The sequence below is a fragment of the Micromonospora sp. NPDC005206 genome (genome assembly GCF_040608175.1).
GTDB lineage: Bacteria > Actinomycetota > Actinomycetes > Mycobacteriales > Micromonosporaceae > Micromonospora.
On sequence record NZ_JBEXHU010000017.1, the window covers coordinates 50,489 to 74,533 of the forward strand.

Annotated in this window: 15 protein-coding genes; 8 read left to right on the plus strand and 7 right to left on the minus strand. The window is 72.8% G+C overall.

The features are described 5' to 3' along the window. Positions 1-5: 5 nt before the first annotated feature. Positions 6-1,286 (plus strand): sulfite oxidase, encoded by a 1,281-nt coding sequence (locus ABZU69_RS25115; protein WP_354966796.1) that lies wholly within the window; start codon positions 6-8, stop codon positions 1,284-1,286. A 568-nt stretch (positions 1,287-1,854) separates the two neighbouring features. Next, complete coding sequence (locus ABZU69_RS25120; RefSeq protein ID WP_354966797.1) at positions 1,855-3,051, plus strand: cytochrome P450; 1,197 nt, start codon at positions 1,855-1,857, stop codon at positions 3,049-3,051. Here the strand turns inward: ABZU69_RS25120 and ABZU69_RS25125 are convergent. Further along, positions 2,949-5,273 carry an acylase gene (locus ABZU69_RS25125; protein WP_354966902.1) on the minus strand — a complete coding sequence of 775 codons (2,325 nt, stop codon included), beginning with the start codon at positions 5,271-5,273 and terminating at the stop codon, positions 2,949-2,951. The two genes, ABZU69_RS25120 and ABZU69_RS25125, sit on opposite strands and share 103 nt — an antisense overlap. A gap of 316 nt (positions 5,274-5,589) precedes the next feature. Here ABZU69_RS25125 and ABZU69_RS25130 point away from each other — a divergent pair, with 316 nt between their 5' ends. Beyond that, a complete protein-coding gene (locus tag ABZU69_RS25130) occupies positions 5,590-6,570 on the plus strand; it encodes an ATP-binding cassette domain-containing protein (RefSeq protein WP_354966798.1) in 981 nt (326 codons plus the stop codon). Next, positions 6,567-7,394 carry an ABC transporter permease gene (locus ABZU69_RS25135; protein WP_354966799.1) on the plus strand — a complete coding sequence of 276 codons (828 nt, stop codon included), beginning with the start codon at positions 6,567-6,569 and terminating at the stop codon, positions 7,392-7,394. The genes ABZU69_RS25130 and ABZU69_RS25135 overlap by 4 nt, the downstream gene beginning before the upstream one ends. On the opposite strand, the gene ABZU69_RS25140 is transcribed toward ABZU69_RS25135, so the two are convergent. Then, entirely contained in the window at positions 7,395-10,640 is a 3,246-nt protein-coding gene (locus ABZU69_RS25140) for a BTAD domain-containing putative transcriptional regulator (protein ID WP_354966800.1), read from the minus strand. A gap of 9 nt (positions 10,641-10,649) precedes the next feature. Then, on the minus strand, positions 10,650-12,083 hold the full coding sequence (locus ABZU69_RS25145; protein ID WP_354966801.1) for an FAD-dependent oxidoreductase: 1,434 nt from the start codon (positions 12,081-12,083) through the stop codon (positions 10,650-10,652). Between the two features lie 229 nt (positions 12,084-12,312). Here ABZU69_RS25145 and ABZU69_RS25150 point away from each other — a divergent pair, with 229 nt between their 5' ends. The 4 genes from ABZU69_RS25150 to ABZU69_RS25165 are packed head-to-tail and all read left to right on the plus strand — an operon-like array spanning position 12,313 to position 17,208. Next, positions 12,313-13,146 carry an ABC transporter ATP-binding protein gene (locus ABZU69_RS25150; RefSeq protein ID WP_354966802.1) on the plus strand — a complete coding sequence of 278 codons (834 nt, stop codon included), beginning with the start codon at positions 12,313-12,315 and terminating at the stop codon, positions 13,144-13,146. Positions 13,147-13,181: 35 nt separating this feature from the next. Next, positions 13,182-14,165 carry an iron-siderophore ABC transporter substrate-binding protein gene (locus ABZU69_RS25155; RefSeq protein ID WP_354966803.1) on the plus strand — a complete coding sequence of 328 codons (984 nt, stop codon included), beginning with the start codon at positions 13,182-13,184 and terminating at the stop codon, positions 14,163-14,165. A 5-nt stretch (positions 14,166-14,170) separates the two neighbouring features. Then, entirely contained in the window at positions 14,171-16,273 is a 2,103-nt protein-coding gene (locus ABZU69_RS25160) for an iron ABC transporter permease (RefSeq protein WP_354966903.1), read from the plus strand. Between the two features lie 29 nt (positions 16,274-16,302). Beyond that, complete coding sequence (locus ABZU69_RS25165) at positions 16,303-17,208, plus strand: siderophore-interacting protein (protein WP_354966804.1); 906 nt, start codon at positions 16,303-16,305, stop codon at positions 17,206-17,208. Here ABZU69_RS25165 and ABZU69_RS25170 read toward each other — a convergent pair. The 4 genes from ABZU69_RS25170 to ABZU69_RS25185 all read right to left on the minus strand — a co-directional run bounded on the left by ABZU69_RS25170 (position 17,175) and on the right by ABZU69_RS25185 (position 24,039). Then, positions 17,175-18,497: a M50 family metallopeptidase gene (locus ABZU69_RS25170; RefSeq protein ID WP_354966805.1), complete on the minus strand. Its 1,323-nt coding sequence runs from the start codon at positions 18,495-18,497 to the stop codon at positions 17,175-17,177. The two genes, ABZU69_RS25165 and ABZU69_RS25170, sit on opposite strands and share 34 nt — an antisense overlap. Then, positions 18,494-19,540, minus strand: coding sequence for a lantibiotic dehydratase C-terminal domain-containing protein (locus tag ABZU69_RS25175; protein WP_354966806.1), 1,047 nt, complete (start codon positions 19,538-19,540; stop codon positions 18,494-18,496). Before ABZU69_RS25175 ends, ABZU69_RS25170 begins: the two co-directional genes overlap by 4 nt. Continuing rightward, entirely contained in the window at positions 19,533-22,343 is a 2,811-nt protein-coding gene (locus ABZU69_RS25180; protein ID WP_354966807.1) for a lantibiotic dehydratase, read from the minus strand. The genes ABZU69_RS25175 and ABZU69_RS25180 overlap by 8 nt, the downstream gene beginning before the upstream one ends. 79 nt (positions 22,344-22,422) lie before the next feature. Continuing rightward, positions 22,423-24,039: a SagB family peptide dehydrogenase gene (locus ABZU69_RS25185; RefSeq protein ID WP_354966808.1), complete on the minus strand. Its 1,617-nt coding sequence runs from the start codon at positions 24,037-24,039 to the stop codon at positions 22,423-22,425. Positions 24,040-24,045 lie beyond the last annotated feature (6 nt).

Here is a 24,045-nt window from a genome sequence, read left to right on the forward strand (position 1 = left end):
CATGCGTGACAGCCTCCCTCCCGTCGGGCGAGGCCGCGCACGACGCCCGCCGCGCACGGCAGTGGTTGTCCGGGCACGCCCGAGGCGAAGGCGTGGACCGCCGGCAGCTGATCGAGCTGGGCACCGCGATGGGCGCGCTCGCCGCCGCCGCGGGCGAACCTCGCCCCGCCGGTGTCGCGCCCGAGCCGACCGCTGGTGCGGCGATCGTCAAGCCGCTCCCCCCGGGCCTGCTCACCCACCACGACAGCAACGCCGAGATGCGGTGGGAGGCCATGGCGGGGCAGGGCCACGTGGTCCCGATTGACCGGTTCTTCGTCCGCAACCACACCAGCACCCCGCGGGTGGATGTCGACACGTGGCGGTTGCGTCTGTTCGGCACCGGCCTGCGGGGCAGCCCGACGCGGGACGACGCGGTCGAGTTCGACTACGACGACCTGCGGACCATGCCCGCCGAGGAGACCACGGCCCTGCTGGAGTGCGCGGGCAACGGCCGCCGCCACTTCGCCTCCCAGCAGGCCCACGAGACGCCGGGGGTCGCGTGGGGTCTCGGCGCGGTCGGGGTGGCGCGCTGGCGGGGCGTACGACTCTCGACCGTGCTCCGCCACGCCGGCCTGACCGACGCCGCGGTCGACGTGCAGCCCGAGGGCCTGGATCCGGACTACGTGACCGGCGGGGTGAACCTCGGCCGGGTGCGCCGACCACTTCCCGTCGGCAAGGCCCTCGACGACGTGTTGCTGGCGTACGAGATGAACGGGACGACACTGCCGGCCGACCACGGCTTCCCGGTGCGGTTGGTGGTGCCGGGCTGGATCGGTATCGCCTCGATCAAGTGGGTCGGCCCCGTGGAGGTCTCCGCCACAGCCCTCTTCTCACCGTGGAACACCCAGTTCTACCGCATGTTCGGCCCCGGTCATCCCGCCGACGGCGACCCTCTGACGACCCAGACAGTCAAGAGCGCCTTCGAACTGCCCTGGGACGCACGCCTGCCGGCAGGCGTGGACGTGCTGCTGCGGGGACGATCCTGGTCCGGAAACGGGCCGATCCGGTCCGTCGAGATCAGCACGGGTGATCGCGACGACTGGCAGCCAGCCACCCTGGAACGCCACGACGAGGGCGGGGCCTGGCAGCGGTGGACGGCCGTCTGGCGCCCGCCGGGGCCGGGCCGGTGGACCGTGCGCGCGCGGGCCACGGACGTCACCGGGGCCGGCCAGTCGGAACAGGCCCGTCCCAATGCCCTGGGGTACGTGTTCGACGGCATCGTCCGGCACCCGGTGACGGTCGACTGACCCCGGCGGCACGGCGGTACCCGTACACCGCGTTTCGCAGTTGTGGAAACGTGGGTCCGGTCCGCTTTCGGCGCTGTCGCTCGCCCACCGGAACCGCGCGTCGCGGCCCCTCGCTCCCACCACGCGGCGGGCAACCGATGCGGCGTCACCTGCCGTCGTGGTGGTCGTTTCCCCGGTCATGAGGGAAATGCGGCGACCTGTTATCCCCACCGTCCGTCGTGGTCGGTCCGATCGGGTCCGTCTCCGTTCGGTTGGCCGCAACGTCGCGGCCAACCAGGACCGGCACGGCGCTCGGCGCCGGCTCCCGGGCACCCCGATCCGGGCCGCTCAACTGCGCCGACGCAGGCAAGGACCGGCTCGCAACTTGCATCCGGCCGGCATTGACCCGTCCGTTGCACCACGCAATTACGACGTCCAATAAATAGACGACTGCCAATCTTGACTTGTGCAGCTCGTCAGCGCACCGTGAAGAGTAAGAGGCAGATCCGCGCCATTATCGGCCCGACTGACGCGGTTCGCTGAATGGGGGCGCTGCCGATTTCACGCCGCGCGCAACAGGAGGCGTTACATGCGGTTGAATCCGTTCACCGGGACCTATCTCAGCGATCCGGCCAGCGTGTGGCGACGCATTCTCGACGATCCCGCCGGGGTGCACTACGCCGAGGATCTGGGCCTGTGGTTGATCAGCAGGCACGAGCACGTCCGGCGCGCGCTCGCCGATGCCGGGACCTTCGGCAACGCCCTCACCCTCGCTCCGGTCTACGAGGTCTGCCCGGAGGCGATGAGCGTCATCATGCAGATCGACGCGCCGCCCACCACCGCCGCCGCGGATCCGCCCGTACACCCCCGCACCCGTCGGGCCCTGCGCGCGACCTTCGCGAACACCCCGGACCGGGTCGAGGCCCAGTACGGCCCGATCGTCCGTCGCCGGGTCGACCAACTGGTGTCCCGGCTGGTCGCCCGCCAGGGCCGGCAGGTCGATCTCGTCCCGGAATTCGCCACCGCGCTTCCCCTGCTGGTCGTCCTGGACATCCTCGGAGTGCCCGACGCCGACATCAGGCGGATCCGGAGTTGGGCGGACGGCCAGATCGCCCTCATCTGGGGGCGGCCCGATCCGGAGGAACAGGTACGCCTGGCGCAGGGTCTGCTCGAGTTCTGGCACTACTGCCAGGAACTGGTCCGCCAACGGGCCAACGGTGGGCACCTCGGCGACGACTTCATCAGCCGGGCCCTGACCTACCGCGACGACGTGTTGACCGTGACCGAGGTGGCGAGCCTCGCCTTCAACCTCCTGGTCGCCGGCCACGAGACCACCGCCGGGCTGCTCTCCCACGCCCTCGACCAGGCGCTGTCCAGCCCGCAGCGGTGGCGGGCGATCGCCGCCGACCCGCTGTCCGTCCCCGCGTTCGTGGCCGAGACGCTCCGGTTCGCACCCGCCATCGACGGCTGGCTCAGGGTGACCCGCCGACAGGTCACCCTGGGGGACGTCACCATACCCGCCGGGGCACGCTGCCTGCTGTTGATCGGAGCCGCCAACCGGGACTCCGTGGTCTTCGCGCACCCGCCTCCGCACAGCACGCCCCCCGCTGAGCCGGACAGCTCTACGGAGGCGCCGACCGAACCGGCCGGGCTCCCCGCCAGGGAGCCCGGCCGGGCCGCGTCTCAGTGGTGGCGGCCCTCGCTCACCCGGTACGTGCGCAGGTTCGGGTCGGCCTTGATCTGCGCCTCGGTGTACTTGATCGTGTCCCAGCCCTTGCCGGAGTAGAGCGCGGTCTGGTCGCCGTACCAGGGGGAGTTCGGGTTGGTCGACTGGGAGTAGGTCAGGATCTGCCGCCCGGACGGCCCGTGCGGGCCCAACTCGACGGCCATCACGAACGACGAGCCGTGCACCACCTTCGGGTAGCCGACGCCCGGCACCCGGTTGTTGATGATCATGTTGAAGATGCCGGCCTCGGCGCGTCCACCATGGATCGGGATACGCCGGTCGCCGCGCGGCTCGGTCTGGATGTCGCCGAGACGGGCGTCGAGCGGGATGCCGGCGAGGCGCTGCACGGCGTCGGCGAGCGCGGTGCGGACGCCCGGGTTGGTGGTGTCGAGCCGGCGCGGCGTGCGCACCGGGTCGCTGACGGCGAAGGTGTCGGCGAAGCGCAGCCCGTTGGCCAGGACGAACTCGGTGAACAGGTGCGCGCCGCGGCTGTTCAGGTCGGCGTGCAGGTCCCAGCGGGCCAGTGCGGTGCAGGCGGCACGCAGGTCGACGGTCGCGCCGTTCGACGCGGTGCCGGTGGGCTGGGCGGTGCAGAGCGCCACCAGGTCGTCGCGGACCAGCTCACCGCCGTACACCCGGTTGCCGAAGACCGTCCGCCACAGCCGGTCGGCGGTGAACCCGCGCCCCGGCAGACCGTCGGTGCCGGCGAGGCGCTGCTGCACCTGGTCGAGGCCGAGACGGGTCCGCAGGCTGCGCGGGGTGCGTTCGTCGCCGATGATCCGCGCGTAGCCCTCCAGCGGGGCCTGCGGGTTGGCCAACCAGTAGCTGTCGTTGGAGTTGGTGACGTAGTCGGTGCGGAAGCGGACCGGCAGGTTCGCCGGGCCGAGGATGCCGGGCACGGCGGCGTCCGGGTCGGCGCCGAGCGCGCAGGCCGACCGGGAGCCGTCCAGGACGGCCTGGCCGCTGCTGGCGTAGAGCGGCTGGAACGGCGCCGGGATGCAGGCGGCGGCGAGGGCGTCGGTCACCCGGGGCACCACCGAGTGGTCGGCGTAGAGCGCCTCACCGCGGGCGTCGGCGGCGATCACGTTGACCCAGGGCAGGAACTGGTAGCGGTCGAGCACCCGCTTCAGGTCGCGGACCGTCTCGGCGCGGCCCATCTGCAACCAGCCGTCGAAGGCCCGGTTGTTGGTGGCGTTGATGTCGGTGATGGCGTACGCGGTGCCGGCGGTCCAGTCGAAGGTGCCGGGCACCACCACGACCGGCCCGAAGTGGGTGTCGTGGAAGGTCCGGCTGACCGGTACCGTGCCACCGCTCGGGCCGGGCACCTGGACGGTGACCGTGCGGGTGGTCATCTGTCGCGGCTTGCCGTCCACGTAGTACGACGTGGGGTCGCCAGGAACCAGCGCGAGGCGGTGCCACACGAACCGCCGGGCGGTGGAGACGGTGTGGCTCCACGCCATGGTGCGATTGTGCCCGATCTCGACGATCGGGTCGCCGATCAGCGCGGCGCCCTCGACGTCGTACCGACCCGGCACCTTGAGGTGCATCCGGTAGAAGCGTTCCGCGCCGTCCCATGGAAAGTGCGGGTTGGCCAGCACCATGCCGCCCCGGTTGGCGGTCGCCGCCTCGCCGAGCCCGTAGGCGTTGCTGCCCACCCCGGCGGGCGCGCCGTCTTTCGCGGCGAGCACCGCGGCCGCGCCGGGCGCGTCCTGGGCGGCGGCCGGGCCGGTGGCGGTGGGCGGTGCGGCGGCGACGATCCCATCGAGCACCGCCCGGGAGCCGGCCCGGACCATGCTGGCCCAGGTGGTACGCCAGATGTCCAGCTCGGTGAGCGGGCGCACCCACGGCTTGGCCCGGCACGCCGGGTCGGTGAGCTTCGCCGCACCGGTGCGGCGCAGGTAGGAGTTGTAGCCGGCGACGAAGCCGCGGATCTGGTCGCGGACGTCGTTGGACGGCGAGTGCACGCCGTCGCGGCGGCCGTCGAGCAGCCGCTGCACCGTCCGGTCGTCGATGGCCTTGCGGAAGAACAGGTCGCTGCGCACGTTCGCGTCGGTCGGGCCGGTCGCGCCGAAGTAGCGGGAGCGCTCGCCGTTGACCGTCACCACCTTCTCGGCGATCACGCAGAGGTTGTCCTCCGCCTGCACGTACCCCACCCCGAAGCCGAGGTTGGCGTAGCTGGTGGCGGTGATGTGCGGGACGCCGTAGGACGCGCGGCGGATCTCGGCCGAGTAGCCGCGATCGCGCTGGTGCGCGCCGGCCGGGGGTGTCGTCAACCCGGCCATGACCAGGCCCAGGACCACCCCCGCCGCGCCGAGGCGTTGTGCTGCTGTCACCGCGTCCTCCCCCCGTCGCGTCCCCCAGACGTCGTTGCCGGAGAGACATTCACGTTGGTCGGCATTCTCGTCGCTGCCGTGCCGTTCCGTACACCCCGGCGCGCCGACCGCGCGCCGTGGTGCGTTCAGTGGCAGCCCGCCGGCGCGCGGCGGCGAGGCCGCCACCGCCTCGGCGACGCGTCGGGCCTCGGGGTCGGTGGCGTGTCGGCACCCGTGTCGGCGGCGTGTCAGGACGGTGTCAGGCGACCCGCGCAGGCTCTACGACATGACAACTGACCTGGTGATCGAGGCCGAGGGCCTCGTCAAGACCTTCGGGCGGACGAGAGCGCTTCAGGGCGTGGACCTCGCCGTGCCCCGGGGGACGGTGCTCGGGGTGCTCGGCCCCAACGGCGCCGGCAAGACCACCGCCGTACGCATCCTCTCCACGCTCCTGGCCCCGGACGGCGGCAGCGCCCGGATCAGCGGCTTCGACGTCGTACGCGACGCCGAGCGGGTCCGGCAGACGATCGGCCTCACCGGCCAGTACGCCTCGGTCGACGAGGACCTGACCGGACGGCAGAACCTGGAGCTGTTCGGCACGCTGATGGAGCTGGGGCGCAACGGCTCCCGACGGCGGGCCGCCGAACTGCTCGAATGGTTCGATCTGACCGCCGCCGCAGACCGGCAGGCCAAGACCTACTCCGGCGGTATGCGGCGGCGCCTGGACCTGGCCGCGAGCCTCGTCGGCTCGCCGGATGTGATCTTCCTGGACGAGCCGACCACAGGGCTCGACCCGGCCAAGCGCGAGGACATGTGGGACGTGGTCCGATCGTTGGTCACGAACGGCTCGACCGTGCTGCTCACCACGCAGTACCTGGAGGAGGCCGACGCGCTGGCGGACGCGATCACGGTGATCGACCACGGCCGGGTCATCGCGTACGACACACCCGAGGGGCTCAAGCGGGTGGTCGGCGGCCAGACCCTCGAGGTCCGGCCGTCCGACCCCGCGCACCTGCGGCGGGTCGCGGCGATCCTGTCCGAGGTCGGCTCCGGCGCGCAGGCCGACGAGATCCGCAAGGGCGTGCTCGCGGTGCCGGTCACCGACGACGAGGCCCTGATCGAGAGCGTCGCGCGGTTCGCCGCCGCCGGCATCGCGGTCACCGAACTCTCCCTGCACCTGCCGAGCCTCGACGAGGTGTTCTTCACCCTCACCGGGCGTACCGCATCCGAGGACGACACCACCAGCCTGAAGGAGGTCGCCGCATGAGCACCCTGGTCGGCCCAGCACCCGCGAAGAGCCCGGCGCTCTCGACGGCCGTTCCGAACCCGCGACCGTTCCGGCTCGTCCGGCACTCCCTGGCGCTCGCCAAACGCAGCCTCATCAAGACCTGGCGTACCCCCGAGGCACTCATCGACGTCACGCTGCAACCGGTGCTGTTCCTGGTCATCTTCGTGTACATCTTCGGCGGCGCGGTCGCCGGGTCCACCCATGACTACCTGCAGTTCCTGTTGCCCGGCATCCTGGCGCAGACCATCGCCACCGGCGCCATCGCGATCGGCGTCAACCTGAACACCGACATCGCCAAGGGCATCTTCGACCGGTTCCGGTCGCTGCCGATCCCCCGCTCGGCGCCGTTGGTCGGCGCGGTCCTGGGCGACGTCGTACGGTACGTGATCGTCACGATCTCGACCCTCGCGATCGGTTACGTGCTCGGCTTCCGGATCGACTCCGACCCGCTCCGGGCGGTCGCCGGTTGCCTGCTCGCGGTGCTGTTCGCGCTCTGCCTGAGCTGGCTGCCGGTGTTCGTCTCGATGAAGGTGCGTACCCCGGGCGCCGTGCAGGGCCTGATGTTCGCGTTGATCATGCCGCTGAGTTTCGCGTCGAACGTGTTCGTCAGCGCCGACACCCTGCCGGGCTGGATGCAGGCGTTCGTGGACGTCAACCCGATGACCCACCTGGTGGCCGCGGTGCGCGGGCTGTTCCTCGGCACACCGGTCGGCTCACACGTGTGGTGGACGCTCGCCTGGTGTGCCGGCTTCGTGGCGGTGTTCATGCCGCTGGCGTTGCGCGCGTACCGCAAGAAGATCTAGCTAGGCGAGCAGGTCGTCCATCAGCTCACGGACCCGGGCGATGACCGCGGCGGCCGGCCGCTCGCGCCACACGGCCAGCAACGGCTCACGCTGCTCCTCGTCCCCGAGGGCGGCAGTGAGCCGTTCGGCGTCACCGGGCGGGGCGAGAAACCCGAAGGTGGCTCCGACGCGCGCCCCGAGCGCGAACAGTTCCCGCACGGTCGCTATGTCACCCCGGTACGCCGCCAGTTCGGCACCACCCAGCGCCCACGACCCGATCACCGGCAGGTCCCTCGTCGACAGCGCCTCCTCCCGGGCGAGCCTCAGCAACGCGGTCGCGGTAGTGTCGGCGTCCTCCCCGGAGCCAGGTCGCACCTGGGCCACCCGCAGCTGGAGGACCGCCACCGCGACCCGGAGGATGACGCGGGGCTGCGGTGGCCCGCCGGCCCACCCGGCCAGCCTCCGGGTCACCCCGTCGGCGTGGGCGAGCGCCTCGTCGTACCGCTCGCGTTGCCACGCGAGGTGGGCCAGCCCGAGGCGTGCCAGCGCGGAGTCCATGTCCTCGGCCTCGCCCGGCGTCGCCGCCTCGCCCAGCCGCCGCTCGGCTTCCGCGTCGCCGGTCAGGGCAAGCTGCGCGTCCAGCCGTACCCGGGTCGACCGGGCGTCCTGCGCCGCGCCGATCAGTTCCATGTGCCGGATGCTGCGCGCCAACCACTCGGCCGAGTCGGCGCCCCCGCGTGGAATCAGGAACTGCCCGATGGCCCCCGCCGCCATCGCCATGCCCCAGTGGTCACCGGCCACCTCGAAGCGGCGGTACGCCTGCTCGGCGTCGACCACCGACGGCTCGGCCATGCCGCCGTTCTCCTGGATGGCGGCGCGGGCGAAGTGGCCGAGGCCCTGCACGTACGGGTCCGGGTGCGCGATCATCTCGGCGGCGCCCTTCATGCCCCGGTCCGTGTCGGAGGCGTCGAACGCGGGCAACGCCGACGCGAGAACGATCTGCCGGGGCGACATCTCCGCGGGCCGCTCGGCGAGGAGCGTTCGCAGGGCCCGTCTGGCGAGTACGGCGAGCCGGAGCTCGCCGCCGATACCGGCGTTGACGCCGATCACCAGGCACATCCAGGCCAGCCGGTCGGCGTCGGGCAGCGGCCGGCCGGCGGCCCGTCCGCGCAGGATCGCCGATGCCCGCCTCCGGTCCGGGTCCTCGACGTGCAGCAGACCCCGCGCCCAGCCGACGACCTCGAGGTGCAGGCCGCGCACCGACCAGAGGTGGAACAGCGCGGTGGCGATATCGACCGTGGCCGGCTCGTCACCAGACCCGAGAGCCCAGCGCAGGCCCGCGATCAGGTTCTCCTGCTCGGCGGCGCAGCGGGCGAGCGCCTCGATCTGGCCGGGCCCGACGAACCGGTCCGCGACCGCGACCGCCTGCTCCCGGGCCCAACCGACCAGGCCGGCTATGGCCGGATCCCGGTCACCGGCCGCGTCGAGCCGGGCCTCACCGTACTCGCGGACGGTTTCGAGCATCCGGTAGCGGGGCGGGTCGTCCCCCTCGACCAGGGTCAGCAGAGACTGTTCGACGAGCGTCGCCAGGCCCCGTCGTACGTCCGGGGCCCGCGCGACCGCGGCGGCGAGGTCCGCGGTGAACGCCGCGGGAATGACCGCGAGCCGTTGGAGCAGTTCGCGGTCGTCGGGCGCGAGCAGTTCCCGGCTCCAGTCGACCATCGCCCACAGGCTCGCGTGCCGTTCCGGCAGGCCCCGCAACGCGTCGTCGAGCAGCGCGAACCGGTCGGTCAGCCCGGCGAGCACGTCGTCGATCGGCATGTGCCGCAGTCGCGCGGCGGCCAGTTCGAGAGCCAGCGGCAGGTTGTCGAGCCGGTGGCACAGCGCGAGCGCCCGTTCGGTGTCCCAGGTGGGCACCGCCCCTCCGGCCCTCGCCCGGGCCTCCACCAGCCCGAGTGCGTCGTCGTCGGACAACACGGTCAGGCGGTGGACCAGCTCGCCGGCGAGGCCGAGCGGGGCCCGGCTCGTCGCGAGGACGGCGACCTCGGGCGGGACCACCGCGATCAGGTCCGCGACGACGGTGGCCGCCGCGTCGAGAACATGCTCGCAGTTGTCGAGCACGATCAGCCCGTCGAGGTCCGGCGCCACGGCGCGCAACCGTTCCTCGGGGCTGAGCACCCGCCGTTCGAGGCCCAGGTTGCCGCCGGTCGCCGAGGTGTCCGCTCCGCCGAGTGCCGCGAGCACCGTGGGCAGCACAGCGTCGGGCGAGCGCAGGCCGGCGAGTTCGATCACCCGTACCGTCTGCCCGGCCGCCGCCGCGCGCCGCGCCACCTCGGCCGCGAGCCGGGTCTTACCCGCGCCGCCGGTCGCCACGATCGTCACCAGCGGCGCCTCCGTCAGCGCTCCGCCGACGGTCTCGACGTCCCGCTCCCGGCCGACGAGGGCGGTCACCGGCCGCCGCCACGCGGCGGGCAGGGCGATCCGCGCCGGAGGCCGGGGTGGCGCCACGACGGCCGGGCTGGTGAGTTCGCCGCGCAGCAGCGCCAGGTGGACCTGTGTGATCACGGGCGACGGGTCGGTGCCGTAGCGGTCCGCCAGTTCGGCACGGAGTCGCTCGACCACCTCCAGCGCGTCCGCGTCCCGGCCCTGGGCGGCGAGCACCCGGACGAGCAGGGCCGCCGACGGCTCGTCCGGCGGCGTACGCGCGACGAGCCGGCGCAGGTCGGCCTCGTCGAACGGCCCCGCACCGGCGAGGGCGGCCTGTGCGCGCAGCGCGGCGACGTCCGCGAACAGGCGCGCTTCCTCGGCGGTGACGAGTTCCGGGACCTCGGGGAACAGTGCGCGGGCCTGGTCGGCCGAGTGGCGGGCGCCCGAGGCGTCACCGGTACGGAGCACGGCACGCCCCCGCTCGACGAGCGTCCGTGCCTCGACCGCGTCGACGGAGATCTCCTCGGCGGGCAGGCGGTATCCCCCCGGAACCGCGACCACGGGCAGCCCGAGACGGCGTACCCGGGAGACGAGCGCCTGGACGGCGCCGGTCGCGTCGTCGGGCGGCGTGCCGTCCCACACGGCGTCCACGAGCAGGGTGGTGGAGACCGCCCGCCCCCGCGCGTCGACGAGCGCGCGGACCACCGCGGCGAGTCGCTCCCCCCGGACCGGCCGGCCGTCGACGGCGAGTGGCCCGAGGATGGTGATCTGCACGGACCCAGCATCCCCCACCTCGTCCATCGAGCCGCCGGCAACCCGCTGGTGGTCATCGGCCGCCATGCGGCAGGGCTAGGGGGTGTGCGCCGAGGTGGCGGCGGGCCGGCCGCGGAACAGGCCGAGCCGGAGCGCCCGGAGCAGGGTGCCGGGCCGGCTCAGCGTCGCCGGGTGATCGAGCATGGTGGTGACCCGGCCCAGCCGGGCGTTGAGCACCGGATCGGCCAGCGACGTCCGGAAGACCAGGTCACCGAACCATTTGGTGACCTTGTACCCGGGTGGGTACGGGCCGTCGACGTGTGGGAGCTCGATGTCGGCCGAGGTGGAGATCTGCCAGGCGGCGTCGACGATCACCCGCACCTGGTCGAAGTACGTCCGCGCCGCCTCCTCGTGCAGTTTCGGGCCGGAGCGCAGGTACGCCGACAGGCAGGACGCGTGCAGCATCGCGGAGGTCATGCCCTGGCCGTACACCGGGTTGAAGGACGCGATCGCGTCTCCGGCCGCGACCAGTCCGGCGGGCATCCGGTCGAGCTTGTGGAAGTCCCGGCGTCGGCTGTCCGCCTGGTGGTACGTGACCACCCCGCCGAGCATCTCGCCACGTTCGGCGATGTCGCCGAACATGTGCGGATAGTGCTGGCGGCAGCGGGCGGTGAAGTCGGCGACGTCGCGGCTGGGCCGGTCCTCGTCGTAGCCGGCGACCAGCATGATCCAACGGCCACCCTCGACCGAGTTGATCCCACCGATCCGGGCGGAACGGCCCTTGCCGGCCATGGTGTGGTAGACCACCACCCAGGTGTCGCTGACCGTCGGGTCCTGCTTGTAGAGCGCGGTCGCGTAGTTCAGTTTGATCGGCATCCGCCGCATCGGCGGGCGTGGCCACCCGTTGTCGGCCAGCCAGTCGCTGAGCCGGCTGGATCGGCCCATCGCGTCGACCACGAGGTCAGCCGGTTCGACGATCGGCTCGGTCCCGCCGTCCGGCACGTACCGTGCGCCGGTGACGCGCCGGTCGGCGAAGACCAGGCCGTCCGCCCGGCCGTACACCATCCGGATGTTGTCGACCGCGAGGGTCCGCCGCCGGACCAGCGCCTCCAGGAACGGACGTGTGGTGATCAGCATCGGGCCGGTGCCGGATGGCGCCGGCGGCAGCCCCAGCACGCCGTTCACGAAGATCTTCGCCGCGCCCTGGTCGGTCGGCGGCGGTGGGGCGCCGAGCGCGAGCGCCTCGTCGACGATGCCGGGAAACCAGCGTTCCAACTGGATCTGACCGGAGGGCAGCAGCGCGTGCACCTGGCTGCCCTGCGGCACACCGGGGCGCGGCCGGTCATCCACATCGGACGAATCGCGCTCGATGACGAGCACTTCGTCGGCATGGTCACTCAACACCCGAGCCGCCATGAGCCCGGCGATGCTGCCACCGAGCACCACCGCCCGCCGCATGATCACCCTGGTCTCGGTCGGGCGTTCCGCTGTCGCTATCTCCGAGAAGAGCCGGGACGGCGAGGGGGGCATACGGTCGCTCCTCGGGTGGTCGGGAAACCTCGGCATCCACGACCGTAACCACCAGACCCGCCGCAGTCAGTGGCAGCGGATCCGCATTTTCTCTTTGGTATTCACCGAGCTGCCGTCCGCCACCGGACACGGACCGCGCTCAACGACGTCGATGCGCGGGGCGCGGCGGGAAAACGCAGGTCGGGACTCGTCTTGACAGATCATCCGATGGTTAGGTTAGCCTAACCTCATGCAGAAGGAGTTGGCGTCGGCCACCGGGGAACACCGCCTGTCGGGCGTCGGCCTCCGCCTGGGTTACCACGGCGTGACCGTGGTGCACGGCGCGGCGATCGGCCTCCGCCGGGGTGCGGTGACCGCGCTCGTCGGGCCCAACGGCAGCGGCAAGTCCACCCTGCTGCGCGCCCTGGCCCGGCTGCACCCGATCGAGGCCGGCATGGTTCACCTCGCCGACGGCGGCGCGGCGGCAAGCCTGCCGGCCAGGGAGTTCGCCCGTCGGGTCACCCTGCTCGCCCAGAGCCGGCCGGTACCCAGCGGGGTCACCGTCCGGGACGTGGTGGGGTACGGGCGTCACCCCTACCGGGGACGCTGGCGGGCAGAGGATCCGAACGGTCCCGTCGCCATCGCCCGGGCCATGGACGTCACCGGCGTCACCGCGATGGCGGACCGTCCGGTCGACGAACTTTCCGGCGGCGAGTTGCAGCGGGTGTGGTTGGCCACCTGTCTGGCCCAGGACACCCCGGTCCTGCTCCTCGACGAGCCCACAACCTTCCTCGACCTGCGCTACCAGGTGGAGATCCTCGACCTGGTCCGTGACCTCGCCGACGACCACGGCGTCGCCGTCGGCGTCGTGCTGCACGACCTCAACCAGGCAGCCGCCGTGGCCGACGAGGTGGTCCTGCTGCACAACGGCCGGGTCCGCGCCACCGGCACCCCGGCCGCGGTGTTCACCGAGAACGCCCTGACCGAGACCTACGGGATCCGGATCGAGGTGAGCACCGACCCGCTCAGCGGGCTGGTCACCACCCGCCCCGTGGGACGGCACCTGACCCGCACCCCGGTCTGAACGACCACCCCGCTCCGTACCAGAGAAAGATCGTCATGACCCGTACCCGTTTCACCGCCCTCATCGCCGTGGTGGCCGCACTGTCGCTCAGCGCCTGCGGCACCACCGAGAACACCGCCACCCCCGAGGCCGCGGCCTCGGCGGCCGGCGGGCCGGTCACCGTCACGGACAGCCGCGGCAAGGACGTCACCCTCAAGGCCCCGGCGACCAAGGTCGTAGGCCTGGAGTGGGGTGAGGTCGAGATGCTGGTCAGCCTGGGCGTCCAGCCCGTCGGCGTCGCCGACCCCAAGGGCTACGGCACCTGGGTCAGCGCCGCCAAGCTCGACCCGGGTGTCAAGGACGTCGGCACGCGCGGCGAGCCGAGCGTCGACTCGATCGTCGCCCTCCAGCCCGACCTGGTGGTGATGGAGGACGACCGGGGCGGCACCCTGGTCAGCCAGCTTGAGAAGTACGTCCCCGTCGTGGTCGCCAAGGGCAGCGACGCCAAGGACAACCTCGGCCGGATGCGCACGGAGCTCACCATGATCGCCAAGGCGGTCGGCAGGACCACCGAGGCGCAGAAGCTGCTCGCCGACTTCGACGCGGCCATCGCCGACGGCAAGAAGAAGATCGCCGACGCTGGTGCCGCCGGCCGCCCGTTCGCCATCGCCGACGGCTGGAAGGAGGGCAGCACCGTGAGCATCCGGATGTTCGGCCAGGGCGCGCTCGTCTCCCAGATCGGCATCCAGCTCGGCCTCACCAACGCCTGGACCGGCAAGACCGACGAGGTGTGGGGCCTCGGCCAGACCGACGTCGAAGGCATGACCGTCCTCAAGGACCCGAACCTGCACCTCTTCTACAACGCCTCCGACGGCGACGACGTGTTCGCCGACGGTCTCGCCGGCAACGCCATCTGGAAGTCGCTGCCCTTCCTGCAGCGGGGCAACCTGCACAAGATGCCCGACGGCGTGTGGACCTTCGGCGGTCCGCTGTCCGGCAAGCAGTACATCGACCAGCTCGTCAAGACCTACACGGTGTGACCGTGCTGATCGCACCCCCGCGCCCGGAGCCGGCCACCCGGCCAGCTCCGGGCGGGCGGCTGGCCGTACCCCGCGTCGTCGCCGTCTTCCTCGCCGCGACCCTGCTGCTGCTCGTGGTCGGCGCGGTGCACCTCACCCAGGGCACCTCCACCGTCGGCGCCCTGGACCTGCTGCGGCTCGCCGCCGGCGCGGACGACGAGGCGGCCCGCGTCCTGGTCGCCTCCCGGCTGCCCCGACTGCTCGCCGGGCTGGCCATCGGCGTCGCGCTCGGTGTCGCCGGAGCCGCGCTGCAGTCGATCGCCCGCAACCCACTCGCCTCCCCCGACACCCTCGCCGTCAACGCGGGCGCCCACCTGGCGATCGTCTCGGTCGCCGCGTTCGGCGTCTCGCTGCCCGCACTGCCGGCCGGCGCACTGGCCTTCTGTGGAGGACTGGCCGCCGCCGGCCTGGTGATGGCCATGTCCGCCGGTGGACAGACGGGCACCACCCGACTCATCCTCGCCGGCTCGGCGACCGCGGTGGCGCTCAGCTCGGTGACCACCCTGCTGCTGCTCCTGTTCGAGCAGGCCACCATCGGTATGTTCGCCTGGGGCAACGGTTCTCTGGTGCAGAGCGACCTGGTCGCGCTGACCCAGCTCGCCCCGGTGATCGTCGGCGCGATCATCGTGCTGGTGCTGCTCGGCCACCGCCTGGACATCCTCGCCCTCGGCGACGACACCGCCACTGTGCTCGGCCTCGACGTCCGGCGTACCCGACTCACCGTCACCGTGCTGGCGGTGCTGCTGTCCGCCGCGGCGGTGACCCTCACCGGCCCGGTCGGCTTCGTCGGCCTGTGCGCCCCGGTGATCGTCCGGCTGCTCGCCCCCGTGGTGCCCGGGGTGCACCGGCACCGCGTCCTGCTGCCGCTGTCCGGCATCGCCGGGGTGGTCATCGTGCTCGGCTCGGACGTGCTGCTGCGCGCCATCATGGGCGGGCAGGCCGGGGTGGAGGTTCCCACCGGCGTGGTCACCACCCTCTTCGGCGCGGCGATCCTCATCTGGTTGGCCCGCCGGCACCGCGACGCCGGCCCCACCCGCCGCCCGCCCGGCGGGCACGCGGCCGTCCGGTCCCCGGCATCCCACCGCACCGTCGTCGCCGTCACCGCCGTGGTCACCGTCGCCGCCGTGACGGTCGGCATGCTCGCCGGCGACACCTGGGTGCTCCTCGGTGACTTCGTCAACTGGGTCAACGGCACCACCGGGCCCGCGTACACCTTCGTGCTGGACCAGCGGTGGCCGCGCGTCGCGGCGGCGGTCCTGGCCGGCGCGGCGCTCGCGGTCGCCGGCACCACCGTGCAGGCGGTCTGTCGCAATCCGCTCGCCGAACCCGGCATCCTCGGCATCACCGCCGGCGCCGGACTCGGCGCGGTCGCGCTGCTCACGTTCGTGCCGCTGGCCGGCGTGTGGGCTGTCTCCGGCGTCGCCGGGCTCGGCGCGATGCTGGCGTTCGCCCTGGTCTACGGCCTCGCCTGGCGGGGCGGCGGGCTCAGCTCCGACCGGCTCGTGCTGATCGGCTTCGGCGCCTGGCAGGGCGGCACCGCGGTGATCACGTACCTGATCGTCGCCTTCGACCCGTGGAACACCGGGAAGGCGCTGACCTGGCTGTCCGGTTCCACCTACGGCCGCACGTCCACACAGGTGCTTCCGGTGCTGATCGCCCTGCTGGTGCTCACGCCGGCGGTGGTCGCCGCCCGGCGCGAACTCGACCTGATGACGCTGGACGACGACACCCCCCGGGTGCTGGGCGTCCGGCTGGAGCGCACCCGGCTGGTCGCGCTCGGCGCGGCGGCGCTGCTCACCTCCACCGCGGTCTCCGCCGTCGGGGTCATCGGCTTCGTCGGCCTGGTCGCCCCGCACGCCGCCCGGGCGCTCGTCGGCGGCCGCCACTCCCGGGTGCTTCCGGTGGCCGCCCTGCTCGGCGCGGCGCTGGTCAGCATCGCCGACACCCTCGGCCGGACGTTCATCGCTCCGGCCCAGATCCCCGCCGGCCTGGTCACCGCCATGATCGGCACCCCGTACTTCGTCTGGCTGCTGTGGCGCTCCCGCGCCGTGGCGAACCACCCCCGATAACACGCCGGCCCGAGCCCCAGAGAGGCACCATGACCGAGACCATGCCCATCACCCCGTGGCGCCTGTTCACCGTCGAGGTCCGCGCGGTACGCCGGCTGAGCCCGTCGTTCGTCCGGGTGACCTTCACCGGGTCGGACCTCGACCGCTTCGCCGACAACGGTTACGACCAGCGGATCAAGCTGGCGCTGCCGCTGCCCGGCCAGCGCGAGGTGCGTCTACCGGAGGGACCGGACTGGTACGCGAAATGGCGAGCCCTGCCCGAGCACCTGCGCAATCCCGTACGCACCTACACCGTACGGGCGGTCCGGCCGGACCTGGCCGAGGTCGACGTCGACCTGGTGCTGCACGGCGACAGCGGCCCGGCGACCCGCTGGGCCGCGAGGGTGCGCGCCGGCGACGAGATCGCCATCCTCGGGCCGGACGCCGGCTACGACGGTGACCACGGCGGGATCGAGTTCCAGCCGTCAGCGGCGGGAAGCCTGCTGCTGGCCGGCGACGAGACCGCCGTACCGGCCATCAGCGGCATCTGCGAACGGCTTCCACGCGATGCGCGTGGCACGGTCGTGCTGGAGGTGCCCGACATCGACGACGTGCTGCCGCTGGCGGCTCCGCCGCGAGTCGAGGTCCGCTGGCTGGTCCGAGGCGCGGACGGGCACGGCAGCAGGCTGGTGCCGGCCGTCGCCGCCGCGGCGGGGGAACTGCTGGCCGGCGACGCGACGGGGGCCGCCCAGCCCGTCGCGGACGTGGACGTCGACACCGAGATCCTGTGGGAGGTCCCGGACGAGGTGCCACCGGTTCCGCTGTACGCGTGGCTGGCCGGGGAAGCCGGCGTCATCCGGACCCTGCGCCGGCACCTGGTCGCGGAGCGGGGTCTCGACCGACGGGCCGTGGCCTTCATGGGCTACTGGCGGCTCGGCCGCGCCGACCCGGTCTGAGTCGTCGCCGTGCCCGCCGCCGAAGCGCCCCCGCCCGCCGCCGAAGCGCCCCCGCCCGCCGTCGAAGCGTCACCGCCCGCGGCGCGTCGACGGCGGGCCAGGTAACCGGCGAACACCAGCAGCAACAGGGCCTCGGCGAGCAGCACGACGACCGCCCGGCCAGGCCCGAGCCAGCCGGACAGCGAGACATACCAGAACCGCACCAGCAGCGTCAGCACGGTCACCGCGAAAGCCGCCGATGCCAGGCCGTATCCGGTGTAGATCAACCGTTCCCGGCGGCGGTAACCGGCGACCGTGGCAGGGCCGCCGCGCAGCAACCGACCCCAGAACCGGTAGGTGTCGGCCCGCAGGTCAGCCAGGTTGAGGGCGTGGCTGAGCATGTGGTAACCATCCAGGCGCAGGAACGGCACCAGGTTGAGCGCGGCGGTCGCGGCACCGAAGAGCAGCATGGTGCCGGCCAGGTCGCGCAGCGCGCCGGGCCCCACCCAGGCCCGGATCGCGGCGAACGGCACCAGGGCCAGCATGCTGACGAACACGCCGGCGAACGCGGTGGCCACCCGCCGCCGGGGGGTGAAGAGCACGATGTCGTCGACCTTGCAGTACGGCGCCAGCAGCGGGAACCGCCACATCACCCCGATCTCGGTGACCCGCCCGCCGAAGTGCCGGCAGGTCAGCCCGTGCGCGCACTCGTGCAGGAAGACGATCACCCAGGTGATCACCACCGCCGCCACGATCGCGGCGAGCGGGCGGTGTCCGCCACCCACCCCGTCCATCAGGTCCCGCAGGTGCACCGCGACATAGCTGGTCACGGCTATCACGGCCAGCAGGGCGGGCAGCACGAACCCCCAGCTGAACAGCGCGCCCAGCCGAGGAAGCAGCCGGGTGAAGAGCCGGTCCGGGTCGAAGAGCGGCCACCGGGCCGACAACGGCCCGCGCCGGGCCTTCGCGGCGCCCTCGGCAGCCGAGGCGGTCAGGCGGGCGATCGTCTCCGGGTCGGTGGCGTCGGCGAGCAACTGACGGCGGTGCAGCATGCCGAAGAGCTGCTGCCAGTTCTCCGGCCCGAGCCGGCGGCGGTACGTCGCGGCGTACTCGGCGGCGAGATCGTCGAGCGTGCGGGTGCCGTCCATCCGGGAGAGCAGGAAGTGTTCCCGTGGCCCGACCCGGTAGTACCAGCCGGTCTCGCCGTCCTTGACGTGGTGCACGAGCTTCTCGCCCCGCCACTGGCCGGGGCCGAGCACGACCGTGGCGCGCAGACGGGGGCGGGCCCAGGTGGCGTCGACCGTCGTCATCGCGCGCCGGCCGGTGCGTCGTCGAGCAGCGCGGCACGCATCAGGTACGACAGGTAGATCTCGTCCAGGATGCTCACTCCGAGCCGGTTGTTGGTCATGTGCACGTACGAGCTGAGCAGGATGGGCAGCGCGGCGTCGAGATCCGTGAGCGGGGTGGGCTCACCACCGCCGCGCTGGAAGACCAGCTCGCCGTCTCGGGCCAACGCCACGACCCGCTCGCGCAGCGCGCGACAGTGCGCCAGCCAGCGGCCCTCGACCCCACCCACACGCGCGGTCGACTGCTCCCGGGCCGCCACGCGGATGTCGGCGAGCCGACCCCGCAGCGCGGCGTCCATCCGCCGGTAGCTGGTGTCGAAGCTGGCGTGGTAGTCGTCGCTCGGCTCCGAGTAGGAGACCTCCCAGAACCGTCGGTACTCGTCGAGGAAGCCGGCTATCCGCCGGTCGTCGTCGAGGAAGACGGCGCACATCATCATGGCGAGCTGGGCGGAGAGCCCGAGCAGCACCGGACGGACGTGCACGTTCGTGGTGGCCAGCAGGTCGAGCACCACGTCACTGGACTGCTCGAAGTGCCACTCGGCCAGCTCGACGCCGGCGGGACCGCCGTACCGGCCGTACTCCCGTTCGTACGGGATGTGGTGGTAGCTGTTGTTCGCCCGCATCGGCATGACGCCGTCCGGGCCGTACTCCTCGTCCCACCGCTGTGCGCCGTACTCGGCGAGGAACATCTGCTTGTACAGGTCACCCAGCCCCGCGCTGTCCACCTCGTAGAGCGCGGGCCGGCGGCGCAGGAACGCGCCGATGGCCGCGTCCACCCGGGCGCGGACCACCGCCGGGTCGACGCCGGGGGCGGGCAGCACCCGCAACCGTACGTGCGGGCCCTCCATCCAGTACTTGATGAAGAAGTACCGGCTGATCAGGCCCTCGGCGCGCAGCTCGTCCACCAGCGGACGAACCCCCTCGACCAGCATGGGGTTGGCGTTGCTGGCGTAGAAGACGTGCACGCTGAGCCAGCCGTGGGCGGTCGGCGCGGGGTGGTCAGTCATGGTCTGCTCCAACTCGGACACCGTTGAGTTCGACGGTCAGTTCGGTGACGTACGTGCCGGTGCCGTCGCGCAGCACCTGCTCGTCGCGGCCCGGCAGCATCTCGGTCAGCACCAGCCGGCTGCCGGCGGCACGCGCCGTCGCGTCCAGCAGGTGCAGGGAGAAGTGGCTGTCGAAGTCCACGTAGAGCGGCTTGTGGTCCGGCCGGGCCCCACCCTGCGCGGCCGGCCCGGCGGCGTCGTCCCCGGCCGCCGGGGCGAGCCGGGTGCCCTCCGGGGTGGCGAACACGCGGCGCGGCAGGCCGTTGTCGCGCCGCCACCGCTGCCACCCGAGGAACCACTCCGCGTCGCTCTGCCCGGCCGTACGCGGCGGCAGGTGATCCGGGTGCAGCTTCCACATCCGCCGTTGCAGCACCAGGTCGCCGTGCACGATGCGGGGGTATCCGGCGATGCCCCGGCCGGGCAGCGGCACGGTCGTACCGGCCCACAGGTCGGGTTGGGCCATGCCCAGGTAGGCGAAGGTGAGCAGCACCTGTTGCACCTCCGGCAGCGCCATCGGCAGCAGGAACCCGAGGTAGACCGGGATGACCTCGGCGTCGAGCCGCCGCGAACGCAGCAGCAGCCGGTCGGCGACCGGGTCGTGCTCCACGCTGAGGTCGTCCATGTCGATCTGCTCGGCCGCCGGCCGGTGGCTGATCTCCCCCGGGCAGACCAGCTCGTACGGCGTGACCACGGGGTGCAGGTTGAGGTTGGTCGCGTCGTACCCGCCCTTGAGCTCGGCGAGCACCGCGCCGGGCGGCTGGAGCCGGACGAGTTCGGCGCGGAGCGCGCCGGCGAGGTCCTGCTCGGCGAAGAGGTGCGCGAAGCGGGAGAAGAGCAGCGTCATGCCGGAGTAGACCCGGTTCACCACCACCCGGTGCCGTCCACCCTGGTCGGCGAGCTGGAGGAAGAAGGACCGGGGGTCCAGCGTTCCGAGTGTCTGCGGCACCATGGCGGCGATGTCGGTCATGAAGGCGTCGTCCAGGGCCAGCTCCTCGGCGCCGGCCGGCAGCCGGTCGTACGCGTCGTTCATCCGCCGGGCCACCTCCAGCCGGGCGTCGTCCAGCGCGGTGATCTCCTCCTGCCGGAACCAGTTCTCCTGCCGCACGTAGCGGTTGTCCGCGTCGAACGCCCGGCGGCGCATCATCCGGCCGCTGTAGTGCTCGAAGAAGTCCTGCTGGAACTCGTGGGCGAAGGTGAGCAGGTCGTCGCAGCGACCGCCGGCGCCGTACCGGGCCCGGAAGAAGCCCTTGGTGGCCAGCCGGCGGGGCAGGTTGATGTCGAACACCGGCATGATCCGGGCGAGCGCCCGCAGGCCGGGTAGGACCTCCCGCTCCCAGCGCTCGCGGTCGGCGGTCACCGGGGCGCCGGTGTGCCGCGTGGCATCCTCGTAGACCAGGGTGCGGGGGGCCGGGACATCGGGGCGGCCGAGGTCGGTGTGGGCGGCGATCAGCTCGTCACGGATCCCGTCGAACGCCCGGCGACGCCCGGGCAGGTCCGCCACCGGATAGGCGGTGGCCAGACGGTTCGCCGTCGCCACCCGCTCGGCGAGCCGGTCGGACCAGTCCCGGCCGATCCGCCGCAGCGCCGCCGCGTACCCCTGGACCGGGTCGTCGGCGTGGATGTCCAGTTGCAGGTTCGGCACCACCAGCAGACCGACCCGGAGCAGGTGGTGCAGGTACTGGGCGATCTCCTCGGCCGGGCGTCCGTCGCTGGTCAGCTCGGTGACCAGGTCGTCCATCCGTCGTACCAGTCCGCCGTCGAGCGCGTCCAGGATGTCGTGCAGCACCCGGCCGGTGGGGAGCACGAAGAGCGACTCGTGGATCGACTCCAGGGTGATCGCGGCGTCGCCGTCCTCCGAGCTGGTCCGGCGGCGGCGCAGGTAGCGCAGCCGGCCGTGGGCGATGCGCCAACCGCTGGTCACGGTCACCGGAAGGTCGGCGCGGAGCGTCTCGTCGGCGAGCACGATGCTCGACAGGCGACCCAGCGCCGCCAGGTTGAGCCGGGCGCTGCCCCGCGTCGCCGTGACCGCCTCGTCGGTGCTCGGCGCGTCGGTGCTCGGCGCGTCGGTGCTCGGCGCGACGTCGAGGAGCCGGCCGGCGCCGGTTTCGAGGGTGCCGACGTTCACGGTGGTCAGGGTGCTGAACGGGCTGGTCTTCGCGGCAGCGCGGTAGGCGTACTCCAGCAGCGACCGCTCCACCCGGCGGGCCCGTTTGCCGAGCGGGCCGGTCCCGGTGAGGTAGCCGGTGAGGTACCGGTCCAGCGACGGGGAGGCGAGCAGGATGCCACCGCGCAGGTTCGGGTCGTCGGCGAGGGCACGCAGCACGGTCCGCCGCCGCCCCAACTCGTCGTCCAGCACCGCCCGGCCGGCGGCCAACTCCCGGCGGTACGCGGCGAAGGTCTCCAGCCAGTGGGCCAGGTCCCGGTGGGTGTCCGGCCCCAACGCGGCGACCGGCCAGGCCGACGGGTCGGCCGGTCGGGGCGGGCGGAGGTTGAACACGTCCCGGCGCAGCCGGATCAGCCGCTGCCGCAGCCCGTCATCGGTCAGGTTCCGGCCCACCGCGACCTGGAGCGCGTCGGCCAGGTCCCGGCCGGTCACCCGGAGCCGGTCCTCCAGGTCGAGCACGCGGCGGGACCAGTCGGCGGTCCGGTCGAAGGCGAGCTGGTCGGCGACCTCGATGGGCAGTCCGGCGGTGCGCAGCATGAACACCCCGGGCATCCGCCAGGAGACCGGGGTCACCGGGGGTGCGGGCAGAGACACCGTCACGGGTTTCTCCTTCGTCGACGGATGGTCACGGATCGGGCGTCCGCCGCTGGCGTCTGCGGAGCGGCGCGGGACGGGGTCGTCACAGTCGGTACGCCAGGTCGGCGGTGGCCTCGGGATGCCGCCCGAGGAGCAGGAAGAGCACGGTGCGTTCGTCGGTGCCGTCCAGCCCGAGGGCGGTGTTCATGGCGACGTTGTCGAAGCCGAGCACCGCGCCGCAGCCCAGGCGTTGCGCGGTGGCCGCGCAGTACGCCCGCTGGGCGACGGTGCCGACCTCGGCGTTCAGCATCCGGTAGCCACGGGGGCCGAACACGTCGAGGACCGCGTCCGGCCGGCCGGAGATGGCCAGCACCGCGCCGACCTGACCCATCGTGTAGTTGGTGAGGAAGTACTGCTGCTGCAGGAAGGCGGACATCCCGTCCTCGGGTTCGGGGCCGGCCGGCAACAAGGCGTGCCGCCGCTCGCAGTAGGCGTAGCCGCCGCCGGGCAGCCCGTCGACGTGGTTGGCGAAGACCCAGAGCCGGGTCAGCTCGGGCCCGCCGTCGGTTCGCTTGATGTCCGCCGGGTAACGCCGGGCGGCGGCGGCGAAGGCGAGCGTGGTGCCGAGGTCGGCGGCGGTCAGCTCAGGCGGCCGACGGAACCGGCCGAAGCTGCTGGACCGGCTGGCCAACACCGCCGACAGTGGACGGTTGAGCCGGTCCAGCTCCGGCTCGGGCAGCGCGACCGGCTCGCCCGGCAGGTCCCGGGGAGCGGCGGAACCGACGGTGTCGGGGGCGGGAACGGCCGACGTGGCCGCCGCCCGGTGGACCGCGGTGACCGCGGAGAAGTCCCGCACCCGACGGGACCGTTCGAAGGCGGGGTACCGGGCGCGCACCCGCGCGACGGCGTCCGCCGGCACCACCGGTGGGCGCGTGTCGGCGCCGGTCCAGTCCATCGGCACGACCGCGAAGATGCTCTCCGCGTCGCTGTCCAGGTCGAGCAGCCGGTCCAGGGGCGCCGGATCGAAACAGAGCAACCGCCGCAGGGGTACGCCCAGCGCCGGTGCCAGCAGGTCCCAGGAGCCGAGCAGAGCCCCGAGGTCCTGGGTGACCACGTGATAGCAGAAGCTGTTGTACTTGAACGAGTTCTTCCAGAACCGGATACCGGCCAGCAGGTAGCTGTCGCCGGCGGTCCCCGGGCCGTCGGCGCCGAGGGCGGCGCGGACGGTGCCGGTGACGTCGCCGAGCAGCAGCCGCTCCAGCACGTGCGCTCCGGTGTGGTAGTGGTAGACGCCCGGCAGCAGCGGCCCACCCGCCCCCACCACCAGGTACAGCTCCACCGGGTACATCCCGCCCCCGGACGCGGTGCCGCGTCCCCACACCGCGTGCTCGAGGTGCGCCCGCTTGGCGACGTCCTGGTTCCAGTTGACCGTCATCCGCCGGTCCAGCACCCCGTACGACAGGCGCAGCAGGGCGGCCAGCCCGGCCAGCGACCAGCGGGTGGTCGCCGGCAGGTTCTCCCCGGTGTGCAGGTCGCTCAGGGTGGGCAGCTCGGGCAGCTCGGCGGGCAGCGGCAGCCGGGACGCGCCGCGGTAGCTCTTGTGCCGGGACGGCTGGTCGGCCCAGTCCACCTCGTGGTTGAGCGGTTCCATCGGGGTCCGGGCCCGGCGGAACACCGCCTCGGTGTAGTCCCGGACGACCTCGCGGGCCTCCTGCTGCATGTCGCT